The organism is Marinomonas rhizomae (assembly GCF_024397855.1).
In the GTDB taxonomy this organism is placed as follows: domain Bacteria; phylum Pseudomonadota; class Gammaproteobacteria; order Pseudomonadales; family Marinomonadaceae; genus Marinomonas; species Marinomonas rhizomae_A.
The window spans coordinates 1272876-1292719 of sequence record NZ_CP073343.1 but is presented as its reverse complement, the minus strand read 5'-3'; the positions used below and the strand labels follow the sequence as shown (position 1 = coordinate 1292719).

The window sequence follows — 19844 nt, the reverse complement described above, 5'->3', positions numbered from 1 at the left end:
CTCTGGTTTTTTTACTTTCAAAAACGCTTTGCTACCTATGAGCAAACGCCGTTTTAGTGCAATCACCGTCGATTTTATCTTTCTCTTCTTCCAAAATTTCATCAGTAAACTGCCCCATAAAGCAGCAACAAATACCCTCACCGATCATGGTACGCGGCCCCATTGGGTGACCGATGTGCTTGTACACACCATGACTGTGACCATGGGAATGATCGTGTGAATGACCATGACTATGAGAGTGTCCATGACTATGAGAGTGTCCATGACTATTATCATGGGAGTGACCGTGGTCATGATGTTTCAACACTAATGAGTGCCCATGATCCGCATGATCTAGCGCTTGAACTAGGTTAGTAAAGTGTTTGGTATCGAATTCCGATAAGCCTTGAGTATCATCTTGTGGATCAACAAATTCGGCATGGTGATGATGGACATCCACTTCACCCGCTGCAAGGCGACGCTTAAAAGAGTTCATCAAGGTTTCTTCGCCAGTTTGTAATTCGCCCTGCATGATCTCTTCGACACGGTTTTGAAAAGCGTCGATCACACGAGGGTGGTCATTCAAGTAAGGCGTTTGAATGAAGTCAATGCTTGGGTTTTCTTGGGCAACTTTATCAACATAACCTTGTATACGCTTGATCAATCGACCCGTAAACAAGAAATATGGCGCAACGACAATGCGTTTAAAGCCAAGCTTCATAAGCTTTTCAAGGCCCACACCAACTGATGGGTAAGTCACACCGGAATAAACGGTGTCCGCCCAACCAAAGCCCATGTTTTCGTTAACGATACGCGTTAGCTTAGCCGCTTCGGCATTGGCAGAGGTATCAGACGTACCACGACCAACCACCACCAACATGGTGTCATATAGATTCTCTGGTGGATTTTCTGGATCTAAACCAAGCGATTCATAAATACGCGCTTGGAACGCTTCGATCATGTCATCTTGCAGGCCTAATTCGCGCCCATAAGTGACTTTTAACCCAGGGTGTTTTTCTTCGTATGTGGTCAAAACAGAGGGAATGTCATTTTTCGCATGGGTAGCCGCAAATAACATGCCTGGCACCGCGTATATTTCTTCTACCCCTTGGTCGACCAAACTGTTTAAGCCCATGTGAATATTCGGCGCAGAAAATTCTAGAAAACCGTATTCAACAGGAAGGTCGGGATAACGCGCTTTAAGTCCTTTTGCCACTAGGCCAAATTCACGCTCCGCGTCTTTATCACGGCTGCCGTGACCACAAATCATAATGCCCTTTTTGGCCTGTTCTTTATTACTCATCATTTCTCTCTACTTTATTCGTCACAGCTAGTTGTTAGTCTAAATACAACCAGCAAGGTTACAAGAGATCTTCTGCCCAAGATCACTGACGTTGTTCTTGTTGCTGATCTAAATCAAGCAACAAGGATTGAATTTTTTCTCGGTGCACATCGGCATTTTGCCACATGCCACGCTGGATGGCTTCTAATAAGCGCTCACCCATTTCTTCTAGCGCGTGGGGGTTATTATCGCGCATAAAAGCTTGGTTGTCTGGATCAAGCAACAATCGATCGGTCACTTGCTCATATTGATAATCCGCCACCAGATCGGTTGTCGCATCGTAGGCGAATAAATAATCCACGGTGGCGGTCATTTCAAACGCACCTTTATAGCCATGGGTTTGCATGGCGTCGATCCATTTCGGGTTTAATACTCGTGAGCGCACCACACGATTAAGCTCTTCTTTTAAGGTACGAATTTTTGGCGAACTCGGGTTAGAGTGATCACTATGATAAACGCTCGGCGCTTGACCACTAAACTCGGTAACAGCGTTGGTCATGCCGCCTTGGAACTGATAATAATCGTCTGAATCGAGAATGTCGTGCTCGCGATTGTCTTGGTTTTGCACAACCGCATCCAGTTGTGACAAACGCTCAATAAAAGCCGCTTTTGCTTCGACGCCTTCGCCATCCCCCTTGTTATGATTATCATCAGCGTTATCGCTATAAGAGCCATAAGCATAGCCGCCCCAGTTCACATAGGCTTCGGCAAGATCCGCTTTGGTGTCCCAACAACGCTCATCAATCAAGCCTTGTAAACCCGCGCCATAAGCCCCAGGTTTACTGCCGAATACACGATAAGTCGCTTGGCGATTCGCCTCAGCTTCATTCATACCTTGAGCAAGTAGTTTACTTTTTCTCGCTTCCACATTGGCGCGAATCACGTTGCCCGTTCCCGGCTCTTGATATGCCGCAATGGCTTGTACGGCCGCATCATAGAGCCGCATGACGTTGGCAAACGCATCACGGAAAAAACCTGAGACACGCAAAGTCACATCCACTCGTGGACGACCTAATTGCATGCAGGAAAGAATTTCAAAATCCGTCACACGGTTTGATCCCGGCGCCCAAATCGGACGAATACCCATCAGTGCAAAAGCTTGAGCAATATCATCGCCGCCCGTTCGCATGGTAGCAGTTCCCCACACGGACAAACCTAAATCTTTCGGATAATCACCATGTTCTTGTAAGTGTCGTTGAATCAGTGCTTCGGCCGATTGCTGACCAATAGCCCAAGCTGCAGGCGATGGAATAGCGCGATTATCCACAGAAAAAAAGTTCCGTCCGGTAGGCAAGGTATCAAGTCGGCCACGTGTCGGGGCGCCGCTTGGGCCTGGGGGAATAAAACCACCAGCCAATCCTGTTATTAACGCCTGAATTTCATCATGAGCACTTTGCTGCAAAGCAACCAATAAGCGTTTTTTACTGTGCGCCAATAACACGGCGGTTTGAGGGAGTTTTGTTGCTAACTCGTCAGTGGAGTCTTCGCCAATCAAATGACTCAAAACCAGTGATTTAGCCAATAACTCTAAGCGTTCCTTGGTGTCTGCATGGCTGCGCCACGCTAGTTCGCTTACTGATTGTAAAAGCTCAGGCTTATTACCTAGCCAAGGCGCTCGCTCACTTTTCATCGGATCAAAATCGTCTTGTTCCAGCGACAAGTCTTTAACCAAGACGTGTAGAATGCCTTGACTGGAAACCTCACTACCGCGAGGCAAACGCAACAAAGCTACTAGCGTATCGGCAAGTTTATCGTCTTCGGGCAATTCTCCTAGACGATGCAAACCATGGCGGATTTGCGCTTCTTTTATCTCACATAAATAGGTATCTAACCCTTCCAGTACAGAGTCATCATTGTCCGCTTGCACTCCTGTCAGCTCTTCAAGCAGATGCGTGGTTTGGACCTTTTCAAGAATCTGCTCACGTAGCCAGGTTTCACGGCGTACATCCATGCCCATGGCTTGGTAATATTCATCGACTAAATTTTCTAGCTCGGCCATGTCGCCATAGGTTTCAGCACGGGTCATGGGCGGCATAAGATGATCAATAATCACAGCTTGCGTACGGCGTTTTGCCTGCGCGCCCTCACCTGGGTCATTCACAATAAAAGGATAAAAATGCGGCATCGGACCCAAAGCAATATCCGGCCAACAAGAGGCAGACAAAGCCGTGCCTTTACCCGGTAACCATTCAAGGTTGCCATGTTTCCCCACATGAACAAAGGCATCGACTTTGTAGACGTGACGCAACCAAAAGTAAAAAGCCAAATAGCTGTGAGGCGGAATCAAATCTGGGTCATGATAATTCGCTGCCAAATCTAAATTAAAACCACGGGCCGGCTGAATACCAACAAAGGTTTCGCCAAGCCGAATGCCTGCCAACATGATGCGTCGCTGGCCATTTTGCTCGCGGCATTTATGATCGTCTTCTGGCGGCCCCCAGCGATCCCAAACCGCGTTCTGGCATTCCAACGGCAACTGATAGAAATAATGTAAGTAGTCTTCTAAAGCGAGGCTTTGCCAGCAACCGCGCTCATGCAAGGTGTTGGGATTATTGGTCACTGCGCCGAGTAATTCTTCAATCAAGGCGTTACCGTGATCGGGAATATTCGCAATCGGATAACCCGCCGCTTCTAAGGCTTTTAATAGATTCACCGTCGAGGCCGGTGTATCCAAACCAACGCCGTTACCAATACGACCATCTTTGGTTGGGTAGTTTGCTAACACAAAGGCGATACGTTTTTCATGATTTGGTTTGCTAGCTAAATTAGCAAAACGCTTGGCAAGTTGAGCAACAAAACATGCACGCTCTTCCTGTAATTCGTAACGCACCAAATCCACTTGAGCAATGTCGTTGTAATGACTTAACGCTTTAAAACTCACCGCGCGGGTAATAATACGTCCGTCCATTTCTGGCAAGACGATTTGCATGGCGACATCACGACTGCGAAGGCCTTGAGTTTGTCCTTGCCAATCCTCTTCGGTACTACCAGAAAGAATCAACTGTAAAACCGGAATAGGCGACGCGAACGCAGATTGAAAATCCGTTGGCTCCGAGGCTAAATCTGGGCTGCCCACACGATTGGCAGCGAAACCTGTGGTGTTTAAAATCACCTTAGCTTGAGTGCGTTCCACTAACGATTCGATCAAACCCACCGATACATCGTCTTTTAGTGAACTTACCGCTACGGCAAGCGGCACTAAGCCTTCCTGCTCTAATATCTCGATCAAGCCATCAAACATGGCAGTGTTGCCGCTTTGTAGATGTGAACGATAGAACGCCAAGATGGCGACCGGAGAGCCCTGAATTAATTCATCGGCATAGTGCTTCTGCCACTGGGCAAAACCAGAAGAATGACCGGCATGATAAATCAAGGCGCTCGGTAAAGGAGCAGGCTCTTGCCAAGGACAAGATGTACCGAAGTAACGATCCGTGAGGAAATAGAATAATTGTTGAGAGTTTGCTTGACCACTTTCCCGTAGATAACGCCACACTCGATAGCAGTCTTCTGGCTTTGCGGTAGAAACACTCGTTAACGAAGGGTCTTGCGAGTCATCCCCAGGCACGACAATTAAGGTACGACCCGCTTTGGCTTGCGCCCATTCTTGCAAGCGCAGAAAGCCATACTCCCAATAATGTTCACCACCCAGTAGTGAGACAACAACGACCTTGGCATGATCAAGCACCTTGTGCTCGTATAAATCGTAAGCAGCGGGTTTGACCAACTGCATCCAATTAGCAAGGCGAACAGAAGGTAGTGCCTTTGCATCAATAGATAATTGATCTAAAGCACTACCCAGCGCACCAAGTACACTATCCGCCGCGGCCAAAATAACTAAGTCGGCTGGGGATTGCCCAAGATCGACAATCCCTTCGTCGTCAACAAAGCCACCCGGTTTGGCTGCTAATAAGTGCACGGTTTCTCCAATTACGTTCTTTTACTAAATCAATCTAGTTATTAGGTTATTCGACATTTATTCACGGTGTTACGAGCGAAGCCAAGACGAGGCGAAAATAGACGAGAAAGCGGAGTTTATAGTTATAAATGAGCAATTCGAGTCTATTTTTAACAAAGTATTGGCAAGCGCAGTAGCCGTGATCAAGCACTCAAAGCATCATGTAATACATTCTCAACCTGCTCTTTACTAATGCCTTTGCCGATAAATACCAACTGCGTTTTGCGCACTTCTTCTGGTAGCCACAAACGATCAAAATAACGATCTAAACGCGTTCCTACTACTTGAAACACTTGGCGCATCGGCTTGCCATGAACGGCAGCAAAGCCTTTTACGCGGAAGATGTTGTGCTCTTCGACCAGTTGCGCCAGGGTTTCTTGTAAAAGATCAGACTGAACTTCACCTAAGGTCACCACAAAAGAGTCAAAGTGATCATGGGCATGGTCGTGATGCTCGCCATGAGCATGATGATGATCGTGGTGATTATGCACGTCGTCGATACGACTTTCCGTTGCAGCGTCAATGCCTAACAAGACATCCAATGCCGCTTCACCGTTTTCGATGTAGACCGTTTTGACTGTGTTTGGTACTTGGTGAGCAATAATCGCTTGCACGCGAGAACGTTCTTCGTCGTTGAGTAAGTCGTTTTTACTAACCACTACCAAGTCTGCCGCGCTTAGCTGATCGTCTAATAATTCCTGCAAGCTAGGATCATGATCCAGACTGTCGTCCGCTTGGCGCTGAGCCTGTACTTTGTCTTCGTCATGAGCAAAACGGCCTGCAGCCACAGCCTCACCATCCACCACGGTAATCACCGCATCGACCGTGCAATGCTCTTTAATGCCCGGCCAATTAAAGGCTTGCACCAAAGGTTTTGGTAACGCCAATCCACTGGTTTCAATCAAGATATGATCAATATCACCACGGCGAGCAACAAGCTGCTGCATGACAGGTAAAAACTCTTCTTCTACCGTGCAGCAAATACAGCCGTTCGCCAATTCGTAAAAGCCATCATCACTGCGTTGGCTCCCCTCTTCCACCCCTTCTGGGCAATCAAGTGGACAAGAGCGCAATAGATCGGAATCTATGTCTAGCTCACCAAATTCATTAACGATCACGGCGATACGTTTGCCTGCCGCTTGCTTTAGCACATTGGATAATAAAGTTGTTTTACCACTGCCCAAAAAGCCAGTCACAATTGTTGTTGGAATTTTATTCAACTGCATGATTCATCCTTCTTACTTTTAGGGATAGTATTTTTAAATTTATGCTTTCTTAGACTTATGTATTTTACGAAAAATGTGCGCCTGTCCTTTATCGTATAAATAGGAATCCGCGAAATCTTCTGTGTCTAATACCTTCCCGACCAATATCAAACTGGTACGAGTAAATTTTTTCTCTCTTACTTTGGCAACAATATCCGCTAAAGTTCCCACAACATAATCTTGATCCGGCCAACTGGTGCGATAACACACAGCAACAGGACAATCTTCACCATAATGAGGAATGAGTTCTTCAACGATTTTATGGATACGAGTAATACCAAGATGAATCGCTAACGTCGCGCCACTTTGCGCCAAGGCTGGCAAACGCTCCCGTTCTGGGAAAGGTGTTTTGCCTTCATAGCGCGTCATAATAACGGTTTGAGAGACGCCCGATAAGGTCAATTCTTTGCGCAATAACGCAGCCGATGCCGCCACAGCACTAACACCAGGAATCACTTCATAATCAATATCTAACGCTTCTAAACGACGAATTTGCTCGCCAATCGCACCATATAAAGCAGGGTCACCAGACTGTAAACGTGCAACGTCTTTGCCTTCTTGAGCCGCTTTTGCGATGACTGCGGTGGTTTCATCTAGATTCATTTCGGCTGTATCATAAATCGCTTCGGCTGTACCACGGACACTATCGATCACCTGTGATGGAATCAAGGAACCGGCATAAAGAACAATCGGGCAGCGCTCCATGGTTTTGACCGCTTTCACTGTCATCAAATCTGGATCACCAGGGCCTGCGCCAATAAAATACACTGTCATTTTTTTCACTTACCTTTTATAAAAAAGCTAAAGCTTTTTAGAATAGCTCTAAAGCTTTTTAGAGTAGCCGCGCGGCGTATAAATCCAATTCTTATCACCATTAACTATGTGTTTGGTGTCGGAGTTCCCAACGCTAACCATGGTGAACATATCCACATCTTTTGCGTCTAATTCACCCAGTGTCGTAAAAGTAATATCTTCTTCAGGGCGTGTTAATTGACGCCCAATCATCACAGGTGTGCTGGCTGGACGATATTGCAATAGGACATCACGAGCGTGGTTAAGTTGCCAATCTCTTTTCTTTGAAACAGGGTTATAAAACGACACGACAAAATCACCCGCGCCACAAGCGTGCAAGCGTTTATCGATGGTTTCCCAAGGGGTTAATAAATCGGAAAGTGAAATAGTACAGAAATCGTGACCCAGCATGGCGCCAACACGACTTGCACCGGCCTGCATGGCTGAAATACCGGGGATAACTTCAATATCGACATCTAGCCATTCCGGATGGTTTTCTTTGCCTTGCAGTTGCATATCCAGCAATTCAAACACTAACGTCGCCATGGCATATATGCCAATATCACCACTGGAAATTAATGCGGTAGTTTTGCCTTGCGCAGCCAAATCAAGCGCCAAGCGCGCACGACCTATTTCTTCACCTAAAGGCAGGTTATGAAAGGTTTTACCGTCACTAAGTTCACCCAATAAATCCAAGTAATAGCCGTAAGCCACCCAATCGCTACAAGCGGCCAATGCCTTGGTGGCATTTGGCGCGACCAAACCTAAATCACCTGGCCCCATACCCATTACAAATAACTTACTCATGCACTCTCTACAATATAATCAAGCGCCATAGGGCGCGAATGATGCCATTGTACACGGATTGCAAATATGACGGGATGAAAACACCACTATTTAAAGTGAGCAATGTTCAGGTAATGGAATTACGATTTAACGCGAACAAGGCGACAATGGCTTTTGTCGGCACCATTGAATTCTAACTCAGCCTCAGCACCATGAATCCAAAAAGACAGGCCTTCGCCCAGATAAAATGCACCAGATGCACTGATTGCATGAGTCAATACATAGCTTTGATCTTGCCAAGTTAATTTGGCTTGCTCGGCATGGAAAAATATATTTAAAGGCGAGTTTTCACAAATATAATCAGCGGAATTGGTTTGGTCTATGTCCTCTATCTCGTTCGCACTATCTGTAGGCGCGACGCCTTCATTCATAGAGCTACAAGCCGTTAACCCCACTAAAAAAGTACCGACCAAGACACCTTGTAGAAGTAGCTTTTTAATTTGCACTAGTATGAGACTCCATTCTAAAACTTTAATGGTCCAATTTTTTCCATTCCTGACCAAAAGGTCATCACAGATAACACCTCAGATATTATCAGTTCATAGTATATCGAGCCAGATAATAAGCTCTACTGAGCGATGTAATTTATTAGTTACTTTTTGTTACCTAAGCACCTTTGAGTAATGTTCAGTAACTGAGTAGTCACAAAATCAACACAATTGAAGGCAATGGACACTTTGACAGCCGTCAATAAAAACGAGTATATTCCACTAGTCGGATTTATCCGACTTCGTTCTCGGGGCGGGGTGTAATTCCCCACCGGCGGTAAAGACTTTACGTAAAGTAAAATTTAAGCCCGCGAGCGCCTTTAAGAAGCCTTTCTTTTAGGGTCAGCAGATCTGGTGTGATTCCAGAGCCGACGGTTATAGTCCGGATGATAGAGAGCGCGTCAGACAAGACCTCTATTGGCATAGTGCATTTTGCTTTGCCGTATTAAAGGTATGCCATTTAAAAATGGCGTATTTGCCTGCCCGTTCGCCCTGATTCACCTTAGATATTTTAGGATTAAAAAATGAATCAGAGCTCAACGAATAACATAGATTTCACTCCAGCTACTAAACGCATTGCTATTCTTCATGCTTCTTGGCACGAAGATATTGTAATGAATTGCGTTGACGGCTTTAAAAACGAACTCATCTCTCGCGGCTATGACGCGTCTTTAATTGACGTCATTCCTGTGCCTGGCGGCTACGAAATCCCATTACAAGCAAAACTGCTGGCGAAAAGTGGACAATATTCCGCTATCGCTGGAACAGCACTGGTTGTAGACGGTGGCATTTATCGCCACGATTTTGTGGCTCAGGCAATTTGCAATGCATTAATGCAAGTTCAATTGGAAACGGAAGTACCTGTTTTAACCGCAGTACTAACGCCTCACAACTTCCATGAGCACGACGAGCATAAAGAATATTTCAGCCGTCATTTTGTTAAAAAAGGCATGGAGCTGGCGAATGCTTGCGATCAAACTATGCGCTTAACAGAAAAAGCGAAGCAAATGCTTTAAGCGTTTGATGTAGAAAGAACTGAAGCTAAAAAAACGGCTCTTATCTCAGGATTCGAGTCGTTTTTTTTGTCTTAGCTATAACCGAAACAACTCTAGCACCTATAAGAACAGGCATGAGCCCTAAGAAAAAGCATGAGAGCGAAGCGATTGATAAAGGTCACTATTTTTATCCTCTTCAATACACAACCCCAACATATCGTCGATAAAAAAGCCTAAAGCTCGTCGCTCTATTCGTTCAATTCCTTGCTGCTGTTGTAGAGACAAATTGGCATATTTTGATGCTGCACCGAAATCCCCAAACAATACATGTCCGTTATCATTGATCAAAGTATTGTGGGCATAAAGATCACCATGGCTGACTTTTTTCTCACAAAAGTGCGCGATCAGTTGATCCACTTGCTGAATAATGCGAACAATTTTATCAATAGAGAATTGTTGATCCTCCACAAACGTATCCCGCGTACAAGACTCAAGACTAGGGGGTTGACCTAAATTCGTATAATGCGCTGGAATCAACTCCATCACGAGCGCCGAGCAATCATCTTCTGTCACCTTGGCAAGCGGTTGAACCAGATTATTGTGGCTTCCAACAGCAAGGCATGCATCAAGCTCATCCTCGGGATAACCATCGCTAGTCACATCACCTTTAAACACTTTTACAGCGACCGAATCTGAGAAATTAAAGCTATTCTCCCACCAAGTAGCGCGAGAAATAACGCCTGATGCGCCCTGCCCTAACACTTGATGTAACTCTAAATCGCGAAAAAATACGGTTTTAAATTCATTGTGCGGATCACGTTGAGCACAAAATGGATTACCAGAGAAGGCCAACCAAGCCAAGCGTGGCAAGGCTAACAACGCATCAGGGAAAGCTATCAACTTATTGGCCGATAATCTAACCAACTCCAGTTTACGACATTCCTTAATGGAATCAGGAAGAGCGGTTAAGCGATTCCCAGCCAATGCCAGCTTTTGCAGTCGCGTCAATCTTCCAAAGTCGTCAGGTAAAGAGGTTAATTTGTTATCCGTAAGAATCAACCAACGAGTCAATGTTGGTAACGAATCCGAAGAAACAGTAGTAATTTGGTTACTTTTGAAACCAATCATCTCCAATTTTTCACACTGACCTAAAACCTCAGGCAATTGAGTAAAGCGATTGTTTGAGCAAAAAAGTATACGCAGCTTTTTAAGACGTGATAAATCCGCTGGCAGCTCACGTAATTTGTTATTAGATAGATCCAAAATTTCTAGGCTGTCGGCGAGGTCAAAGATAGCCTCGGGAAAAACGCTTAAATTTTCGGATAGCTGTAGGCGAGTAACGCCTTTCAACTCTCCACGATTAAGTTGGTCAAGTGTGTGCAAAATAGAACTCTTTCTAAATAAAATTTATGCGTATTATAACAATTACATAGGTGGAATGGTGATGATTAAGTCTGTCGCACCAACATCAATCCCCATTTGGGAAAGTAAAGTGGTTATCTGGCCCCTATGATGAGTCTGATGATTAAAAAAATGCTGCAAAGTGAAACCAAACCTTTGCGAGTGCTCGATGCCCTTCATATTTTTGTACATTAGGGCCGATGACAGCATCTCATCTGTTATCTCATTCATCATGTCTATAATTAACTGATCTAGCCGAAATCGCTGACTTTGAAGTAAGAGTAGATCATCGAACAACTGAGTATTCAGCGTGGCTGGTCGCTCTAGCGTTCGAACAAAATCTAGACTAGAAAGCTCTGAAAAATGATCCGCGAAGCGTTTCAACCAGATAATATCTGCAGCCAGGTTATGGTTAAGCGTACCGAGTACAGAGCCAAAAAATGCACCTTTATCTTCAATTAGATCAGCATCGCTCAACTCAGCAACAGCCTTATAAACCGAGAGATTCATCCATTGATTATAAGACGCCATAAGCTGCAAATTTTCTTTTACCGACATCCTCATCGTCCTCTTGATGCATTTGTTAAGCCGCTAATAAAACAGCGATTAGAGCAATCAACCCCGGCAAGCCTTGTACAAACAAAATCTTTTTACTTGACGTAATTGCGCCATAAACGCCAGCAACAACAACGCAAAGTAAAAAGAACACAGTTACCTGCGAACCAGCCGCACCAAGCCACAACCCCCACAACAAACCGGCTGCGAGAAAACCATTGTAGAGACCTTGGTTTGCAGCCAACACCTTACTCGCTTTAGCAAAATCTGGTTTCAATCCAAATACTTTCATGCCTTTAGGTTTATCCCAAAGAAACATCTCAATATACATAATGTACAGATGCAAAAGAGCAACCAGTGCCGTAGTGATAATTGCAATTAATTCCATAGATATAGCCTCTTATTTTTATTCCATCTAATGAACATTTTATACCTAGTTCGGGAGCTTTTAACGAGTACACCGAGAAACTATTTTGCTTTTTCTTGGTCTAGTTTATTAAGCATGCTTTACATCTCATTTCTCAAGCTTTCCTTGCTCTTCATCGATTTTTTCAAGCTTTGCTTGAAAGTCACGCAGAGCAATTGTTAAAGCACCAACCGCAACACTTGGCTCAATATCGTGACTTTCAAGCAACTCAATAAGATCAACTGCCAACTTAACATGATCTGGCGCGTGGTCTAAAGACATAAAAACTCCATATAGAAGACTGCAACAATCTATGTGTAAAATGCGTAAATAGGTAATTAAAAAACTTTTTTGACGTCTATAATGGCTTTTTGCATTACGAATTGTTCGACGTAAAATAAAACAAATACAATACACACAGAACATAAACAAGCCTAATTTAAAGAGGTTCTCGTGATTACAAATGAATTTTGGTTGGATCGATGGAAAACAGGGCGTATTGGCTTTCATCAAGAAGGCGTCAATCCGAAACTAATTGAGTTCTGGCCTATTTTACCCAAAGGCAGCCGAGTGCTTGTGCCTTTATGTGGAAAGTCCAACGATATGATCTGGTTAGCCGAGCAAGGTTATGAAGTCACAGGTGTTGAACTCTCTTCTCTGGCGGTGATTCAGTTTTTAGGGGATAACGATCTGGCCTATAACACACAACAAGATGGCGGCTTAAAAATCCATACCGTTGACGGATTGCCATTACGCATTGTCGAAGGTGACTATTTTCAATTCACCGAAAACGAATTTGATGCCTGCTACGATCGTGCCGCCATGGTAGCCATGCCTGATTCAAAGCGGACTGAGTATGTTTCTCACACTCTTGAGCGTTTGTCGTCATCTGCTTGCGGTGTTTTGATTTCGTTACAGTACGATGGTGATCAGCAAGGACCTCCATTTTCCGTTGATGAAGACAGTGTTATCTCACTATGGGGAAGCAAAATTCAGAAAATTACTGCAGAAAACCTAGCTCTGACGAATCCCCAATATAAAGAGCAAGGACACAATATATTTGAGGAAAGTGTGTGGCGCATTCAACCCTAGATAATATAAGGCTGAATAGACCTAGATTAGACTGTCTACCCTAGGTTTTTTCTGGGATAATACGGCACAATTTTTCACCGATAATCCATGTATCCTCGTAATGACAAAGAAAACCGCTGACCATTACGCCCGATACCAAGAGTAAATAATGATCAAACGACATAAAACCGCCAAAGAACTCTTTTCTTACCCATTATATTGGGCTGAGTGTTATGGCGTTTCGCCCTTTCTACCAACTACCAGAGAAGAAATGGATGCTCTTGGCTGGGATAGCTGTGATGTGATCATAGTGTCAGGTGACGCTTATGTGGATCATCCTAGTTTTGGTATGGCGGTTTTAGGTCGCTTATTAGAAGCACAAGGCTACCGAGTTGGTATTATTGACCAACCCGATTGGCGCAATACAGAAGACTTCATGCGCCTTGGTCGTCCTAACCTATACTTTGGCGTTACCGCTGGTAATATGGACTCCCTGATCAACCGCTACACAGCCGACTTGAAAGTACGTAATGACGACGCCTATACACCTTACGGTGTTGGCGGAAAACGTCCAGACCGCGCGGTTATTGTTTACTCTCAACGCTGTAAAGAAGCGTTTCATGATGTTCCAGTCATGATTGGCGGAATTGAAGCCAGTCTTCGTCGTATTGCTCAATACGATTACTGGAGTGATGAAGTTCGTCGCTCAGTGTTAATCGATTCGACGGCCGATATTTTACTTTACGGCAATGCTGAACGCGCCATGATTGAAGTCACCCACCAGATGGCAATGGGCAAAACCCTTGATGAACTCACTAATATTCGCGGCACAACCATTGTCCGAAATACGCCGCCTGGTGGTTATACGGAAATTGATTCAACACGCGTAGATTGGCCTGGTAAAGTCGATCAAATTTACAGCCCTTACGAATACATTCCGGAAGGTAAGTGCCAAACTAAGGATGAAGAAGAGTCCGATGTTATGCCGATTCGAGTCATTCCCGCTCCACTGCGTCGTGGTGAAAAACTCGATCCGGAAAAAACCTATATACGTTTACCATCATTCGAAAAAGTATCTAAAGATCCTGTTTTATACGCCCATACTTCGCGTATTTTACACCTTGAGTCTAATCCGCATAACGCACGTGCTCTAATTCAAAAGCATGGCAAGAAAGAGATCTGGGTAAACCCACCACCAATTCCATTGGAGACACCAGAAATGGATGGCGTGTTTGATTTACCTTATGCACGAGTGCCCCACCCAAAATACAAAAAAGCCCGAATTCCGGCTTATGACATGATCAAGACATCAATCAATATCATGCGTGGCTGCTTTGGTGGATGTACTTTTTGCTCAATAACCGAACACGAAGGGCGCGTCATTCAATCTCGTTCACACGAATCTATTTTGAATGAAATTGAAGATATCAAGGCAAAAGTCCCAGGCTTCACTGGACACATTTCAGACCTTGGCGGGCCTACCTCTAACATGTACACGCTGAACTGTAACGATGATGAAGTACAAGCGTCGTGCCGCAAGCTTTCCTGCGTTTACCCGACCATCTGTTCTAATTTGAATACAGATCACAGCCCAACAACTCAGCTGTACCGTAAGACGCGTGCAGTTGAAGGTATTCATACTGTCTCGATCGCCTCTGGCTTACGCTATGACCTTGCTGTGGAAGATCCAGAGTACGTTCGTGAACTGGTCACCCATCACGTTGGCGGACTGCTAAAGATAGCACCAGAGCATTCAGAAAAAGACACACTATCAAAAATGATGAAGCCTGGCATGGGAACTTACGATCGCTTCAAGCGCATGTTTGATAAATACTCTAAAGAAGCGGGTAAGAAACAACATTTGATTCCTTACTTTATCGCTGCCCACCCAGGTAGCTCAGATGAAGACATGCTTAACCTTGCAGTATGGTTGAAAACTAACGATTTCAAACCAGACCAAGTACAAACCTTTTATCCGTCGCCCATGTCATTAGCAACGGCCATGTATCACTCTGGCAAGAACCCACTAAAACCGGTTACCTATAAGAGTGAAGACGTTTATACCCCTAAAGATGCCAAGCAACGTACGGTACAAAAAGGCTTTTTGCGCTACCACGATCCAAGCAACTGGCAGGATCTGCGCAACACCTTAATAAAAATGGGTCGCCCTGAACTTATTGGCCACGGTGATAACAAACTGGTGCCAGCTGAAGAGAAAGATAAACAGGTGCGTCGTCGCCCTCAAAAAGCCAAACCTGGCCAAGCGACAGGCGCTTCTCATACTTCAAATAGACCAACCATGGAAAAGAATGCGGCTGCAGAAAGAGCACGTCGTAAAAACAACAACGGCGGCGTGACTGCCACTCCTGCAAAACGTCGTAAGACTAAAATAAAGTCTCGTCAGCAGTAAGGCTCATAAAAAAATAAGTATAAAAAAACGCGTCATATGGTCCCAATAGCAGGGAAACCAATATGACGCGTTTTTTATGCCATTAGCATTTAACGATTCGACAATTTACTACGCCTACGACAGGCTATCACTAACTCAACAGCAGATATAAAGATTAGGGTATAACCTAATGTCTCAATCCCCTCTTCTACTATATTTTTAACAATGCGCATATAGGAATCTCCCATGACAGCTTGCCAAAACGATGCGCGCCCCATCAATCGAGAAAACGCCAATATAGTGACAAAACCTGCCAAGAATGTACCAAAGCTTGATTGCAGAGAATACTCTTTTAAAGAAGCGTAAATAGAAGAAAATTGCCCCCATAAAAAAATCAATACACAGACAAAAATAAGACATACGATGGTTTGCCAAGCCCCATCAAACACATACTGGTCTAACAGTGAATCAGATTCACGGACAAACATCATAGCCATCAAAGCGCCTAAAAGTGTAGCCGCTATGTTTAGCTTTTTATCTACACGTGCCGCGTAAAGAAATAACATACAACTAAAAAAAGACATGAAGTCTTGCATATGCTCTGTAAGGGTTTTCTCACTGTATTCAGCAGCAGACAGTAATTGATACCCTTCCAAAGAAATGAGCTGCGCAACGCCTGCGACAGCAAAAAGATAAACGAAACCACGAAGAATGAACATGAAAAGACCTCAGCTTGTAATGCCGAGATTTTAATGAAAAAAAAGTAAAAAAACGATGTGTGACAATAAGATGACACTATCATTTCTTGATTATGAGTTATGTCATGTCAGTTATAATAAAAAGGCAATTAATGAACAAATTAAGACGATTTATAGTCAATTAAGTTTAAAGATGCATCTCTGTCCATCAATTCATCCTGCATACTTTCCACATGGCCAGCTACTTCGTCAGGGGAAGAAAAATGGGCAATATGGTACATAGCGTCACCTTCTTGAACTAATGGAATATTTTGTTTGCCAATGATAATCCCACCATTTTTACACAAGACTTTATCTAAAATATCACCATATGGATCTTTAATTTCGGCTAACACATCACCAGCTTCAACAAGATCGCCTAGCTCTTTTATATGCGTCGTAAAACCACTATCGGTCGCTCTTACCCAACTACTGTTACGTGCAATTCTTGGCTCAGATAAAGATTTTTTGCTGCGCGACTTAGGCAACATTCCAAGGTGCCTCATCACACCAACAATCCCCTTCACTCCCGCTCTTATAGATAGCTCGTCAAAACGCAATGCTTCACCGGCTTCATAAAGAATAACCTTGGCTCCTACATCATTGGCACATTCACGTAATGAGCCATCACGAAGGTTAGAGTTCATTAAAACAGGGACGCCAAAAGCTCTGGCAATCTCCAGTGTTTCAGGATCATCAAGGTTCGCGCGCACCTGTGGCAAATTAGTGCGATGCAAACTTCCAGTATGAAGATCGATACCATAATCCGCTTTAGAAACGATTTCACTCAAAAAGCGATCCGCCACACGCCCTGCTAACGAGCCACGCTGGGAGCCAGGAAAAGAGCGATTTAAATCACGACGGTCAGGCAAATAACGACTTTGGCTCAACACACCATAGCCATTAACAATTGGCACTGCGATCAAAGTGCCCTTTAAGCTCTCAAGATATTTGCTTTGAATGATTCGACTAATAATCTCGATACCGTTCAATTCATCACCGTGAATCGCAGCACTAATAAACAAGGTCGGACCAGAACGCTTGCCGCGTTTTACAAACACCGGCATAGACATATTCGTGTCGGTATACAACTTTACCATTGGCAGTTTTATACGAGCAGTACCACCTAACGGAATCTCAACGCCACCAATTGTTAAAGCTGTTTTACCCATTAACCTTTCCCTTTTGTTTTTGTACTACCCAATAAAGCGGTTTTTTCAATGTGCGTTATGATCATAGAAGCCACGTCTTTGCCCGTTGCAGATTCGATACCCTCCAACCCTGGCGAGGAATTTACTTCCATAATAAGAGGACCATTGTTGGATCGCAGAATATCAACACCGCACATATTCAAACCCATTACTTTTGCCGCTTCTACTGCTGTGCGCCTTTCTTCGGGAGAAAGCTTAACCAAAGATGCCGTTCCACCACGATGAAGGTTAGAGCGAAACTCGCCGTCTGCACCTTGTCTTTTCATTGCGGCAATTACTTTGCCACCCACCACCAAGCAGCGGATATCAGCACCACCCGCTTCTTTAATATATTCTTGTACTAGGATATTGGCTTTTAGCCCCATGAAAGCTTCAATAATAGATTCTGCCGTTTTGTTTGACTCCGCCAAAACCACACCAATTCCTTGCGTGCCTTCCAATAGTTTAATCACCACAGGAGCGCCACCAACATTCTTTAGCAAGTCACCTATCTTATCAGGATGATGTGCAAAACCCGTCTTAGGCAACCCCAAGCCCTTACGCGACATCAGTTGCAACGATCTTAACTTATCTCGTGAGCGACTGATCGCAACAGATTCGTTAATACTGTAAGTACCCATCATTTCGAACTGTCTAACTACGGCCGTTCCATAAAAAGTAACTGATGCGCCAATTCTTGGAATAACCGCATCATATTTCGGCAGAGGCTTACCATCGTAACGAACGGAAGGGTTGCTACTTGTAATGTCCATATAACAATGCATCGTATCAATTACATCTACCTCATGCCCAAGCTGCTCACCGGCCTCAACCAATCGACGAGTAGAATAGAGTCGTGGATTACGAGAAAGAATTGCGATTTTCATAGATGTCCTTTGAACAAAATAAGAAAGCAAACGTACAAACGATGCTTATAAAAAGATTTACGCCATTGGCGCGAGAATAGTAAATAACCTTATATTTAGAAAGAGATTTCATGCATTTTACATAAAAAAAATCTCCAAGCCCCTTTATCTAATAAGGGTGCTCAGAGATTTTTTAGGTGACCTTACAGAAATTACGATTATTTCTTAGGTGCAAACGGGTTTTCAGAGGATTTAAATTCAAAAATAATCGGGGTTCCGGTGATATTCAACACCGTTCTAAATTTATTCTCTAAGTAGCGTTTGTAACTACCTGGTAAAGCACTCGTTTGATTTCCATGCACAACAATACGAGGAGGATTCGATCCACCTTGGTGCGCATATCGAAGTTTGATTCGACGACTATTCACCATTGGAGGCTGATGTTCTGCAACCGCATCCTCAAGAATTCTTGTCAAACGGTTTGTTGACCATTTGGCATAGCAGGACTCATAAGTGCTTTCAATCGTATCGTACAAATCACCAACGCCAGTACCATGCAAAGCTGATATATAATGAACTTTCGCATAGGGTACAAATCCCAAACGACGCTCAACTTCACTCTTGATATGCTCACGATCGTCTTTCTTAAGACCATCCCATTTATTTATAGCCAACACCACACCACGACCAGCATCTAATACATAACCGATCATGTGAAGATCTTGTTCAACCAAGTCTTCATGGGAGTCAATGACAACAATAACTACGTTAGCGTCTTGGATAGCCTGTAAGGTCTTAACAATAGAAAATTTTTCTACCGCTTCCTTCACATGTTTACGACGACGCACACCTGCCGTATCAATAAGAGTATATTCTTTATCATGACGCACGTAAGGAATGTAAACACTATCGCGCGTAGTACCTGGCATGTCATACACAACAACACGATCTTCACCTAACATACGGTTTACCAATGTAGATTTACCTACGTTTGGTCGACCTACTACACCAATGCGGATACCACGTGACTCCAAACTAATTTGGTTCTTAGCTTCCTCAACGCGTTCTGCATAAGGCAGCATCACCTTATCAATCAGGACATGTACACCTTTACCGTGAGAGGCGGCGATAGGATGTAGTTCACCCATCCCTAAAGAATAAAAATCCGCCAACGCGATATCTTCATTGATGCCATCGGTCTTATTCACCACAAGAGAAACAGGCTTATTTGAACGACGCAAATGATTAGCGATCATTTCGTCTGCAGGATTCAAACCATGACGACCATCAACAAGAAACAAAACAGCATCTGCCTCTTCTATTGCCAATAAAGACTGGCGCGCCATTCTTTCATCTATACCCTGCTCATCACCACTGATACCACCAGTGTCAATGACAATAAATTCATGTTCACCAAGCTTACCGTCACCGTATTTACGGTCACGAGTTAGCCCTGGATAATCGGCAACTAAAGCATCACGGGATCTCGTCAATTGATTGAAGAGAGTCGATTTGCCAACATTGGGTCTACCTACCAATGCAATAACTGGAATCATTTTTTTACCTA

At 44.1% G+C, this 19844-nt stretch carries 17 protein-coding genes and 1 riboswitch; of the genes, 3 read left to right on the top strand and 14 right to left on the bottom strand.

Features of this window, described 5'->3' with window-relative positions:
* Window positions 1–31: 31 nt before the first annotated feature.
* The 6 genes from KDW99_RS06015 to KDW99_RS05990 form a co-directional block, all read right to left on the bottom strand.
* Complete coding sequence (locus KDW99_RS06015; RefSeq protein WP_255828385.1) at window positions 32–1282, bottom strand: sirohydrochlorin chelatase; 1251 nt, start codon at window positions 1280–1282, stop codon at window positions 32–34.
* Window positions 1283–1364: 82 nt separating this feature from the next.
* Window positions 1365–5237, bottom strand: a complete 3873-nt coding sequence (gene cobN, locus KDW99_RS06010; protein ID WP_255828384.1) for a cobaltochelatase subunit CobN — start codon at window positions 5235–5237, stop codon at window positions 1365–1367.
* Between the two features lie 182 nt (window positions 5238–5419).
* On the bottom strand, window positions 5420–6502 hold the full coding sequence (cobW, locus tag KDW99_RS06005) for a cobalamin biosynthesis protein CobW (RefSeq protein WP_255828383.1): 1083 nt from the start codon (window positions 6500–6502) through the stop codon (window positions 5420–5422).
* Between the two features lie 39 nt (window positions 6503–6541).
* The gene (cobM, locus tag KDW99_RS06000) at window positions 6542–7315 is read right to left on the bottom strand and encodes a precorrin-4 C(11)-methyltransferase (protein WP_255828382.1); all 774 of its coding nucleotides are present in this window, start codon (window positions 7313–7315) and stop codon (window positions 6542–6544) included.
* Between the two features lie 48 nt (window positions 7316–7363).
* Complete coding sequence (gene cobJ / locus KDW99_RS05995; protein ID WP_255828381.1) at window positions 7364–8140, bottom strand: precorrin-3B C(17)-methyltransferase; 777 nt, start codon at window positions 8138–8140, stop codon at window positions 7364–7366.
* Between the two features lie 119 nt (window positions 8141–8259).
* Window positions 8260–8625, bottom strand: coding sequence for an MliC family protein (locus tag KDW99_RS05990; protein WP_255828380.1), 366 nt, complete (start codon window positions 8623–8625; stop codon window positions 8260–8262).
* 282 nt (window positions 8626–8907) lie between these two features.
* A riboswitch (FMN riboswitch) is annotated at window positions 8908–9069 on the top strand.
* A gap of 122 nt (window positions 9070–9191) precedes the next feature.
* On the opposite strand from KDW99_RS05990, the gene KDW99_RS05985 reads away from it, so the two are divergent.
* Window positions 9192–9683, top strand: coding sequence for a 6,7-dimethyl-8-ribityllumazine synthase (locus KDW99_RS05985; RefSeq protein ID WP_255828379.1), 492 nt, complete (start codon window positions 9192–9194; stop codon window positions 9681–9683).
* A 120-nt stretch (window positions 9684–9803) separates the two neighbouring features.
* On the opposite strand, the gene KDW99_RS05980 is transcribed toward KDW99_RS05985, so the two are convergent.
* From KDW99_RS05980 to KDW99_RS05965, 4 genes are all read right to left on the bottom strand, one after another.
* Complete coding sequence (locus tag KDW99_RS05980) at window positions 9804–11045, bottom strand: leucine-rich repeat-containing protein kinase family protein (protein WP_255828378.1); 1242 nt, start codon at window positions 11043–11045, stop codon at window positions 9804–9806.
* 42 nt (window positions 11046–11087) lie between these two features.
* Complete coding sequence (locus KDW99_RS05975; RefSeq protein ID WP_255828377.1) at window positions 11088–11621, bottom strand: DinB family protein; 534 nt, start codon at window positions 11619–11621, stop codon at window positions 11088–11090.
* 25 nt (window positions 11622–11646) lie between these two features.
* A complete protein-coding gene (locus KDW99_RS05970; RefSeq protein WP_255828376.1) occupies window positions 11647–12006 on the bottom strand; it encodes a DUF1304 domain-containing protein in 360 nt (119 codons plus the stop codon).
* Window positions 12007–12132: 126 nt separating this feature from the next.
* Window positions 12133–12306, bottom strand: a complete 174-nt coding sequence (locus tag KDW99_RS05965; protein ID WP_255828375.1) for a DUF2496 domain-containing protein — start codon at window positions 12304–12306, stop codon at window positions 12133–12135.
* A gap of 171 nt (window positions 12307–12477) precedes the next feature.
* Between KDW99_RS05965 and KDW99_RS05960 the strand changes: the two genes are divergently transcribed.
* Window positions 12478–13116, top strand: a complete 639-nt coding sequence (locus tag KDW99_RS05960; protein WP_255828374.1) for a thiopurine S-methyltransferase — start codon at window positions 12478–12480, stop codon at window positions 13114–13116.
* Window positions 13117–13264: 148 nt separating this feature from the next.
* A complete protein-coding gene (locus tag KDW99_RS05955; RefSeq protein ID WP_255828373.1) occupies window positions 13265–15505 on the top strand; it encodes a YgiQ family radical SAM protein in 2241 nt (746 codons plus the stop codon).
* Between the two features lie 89 nt (window positions 15506–15594).
* Here KDW99_RS05955 and KDW99_RS05950 read toward each other — a convergent pair whose 3' ends face one another.
* From KDW99_RS05950 to der, 4 genes are all read right to left on the bottom strand, one after another.
* The gene (locus KDW99_RS05950) at window positions 15595–16203 is read right to left on the bottom strand and encodes a hypothetical protein (RefSeq protein ID WP_255828372.1); all 609 of its coding nucleotides are present in this window, start codon (window positions 16201–16203) and stop codon (window positions 15595–15597) included.
* A gap of 140 nt (window positions 16204–16343) precedes the next feature.
* Window positions 16344–17393 carry a succinylglutamate desuccinylase/aspartoacylase family protein gene (locus KDW99_RS05945; RefSeq protein ID WP_255828371.1) on the bottom strand — a complete coding sequence of 350 codons (1050 nt, stop codon included), beginning with the start codon at window positions 17391–17393 and terminating at the stop codon, window positions 16344–16346.
* Complete coding sequence (rimK, locus tag KDW99_RS05940) at window positions 17393–18298, bottom strand: 30S ribosomal protein S6--L-glutamate ligase (RefSeq protein WP_255828370.1); 906 nt, start codon at window positions 18296–18298, stop codon at window positions 17393–17395. Before rimK ends, KDW99_RS05945 begins: the two co-directional genes overlap by 1 nt.
* Before the next feature lie 197 nt (window positions 18299–18495).
* Window positions 18496–19833, bottom strand: a complete 1338-nt coding sequence (gene der, locus KDW99_RS05935; RefSeq protein ID WP_255828369.1) for a ribosome biogenesis GTPase Der — start codon at window positions 19831–19833, stop codon at window positions 18496–18498.
* Window positions 19834–19844 lie beyond the last annotated feature (11 nt).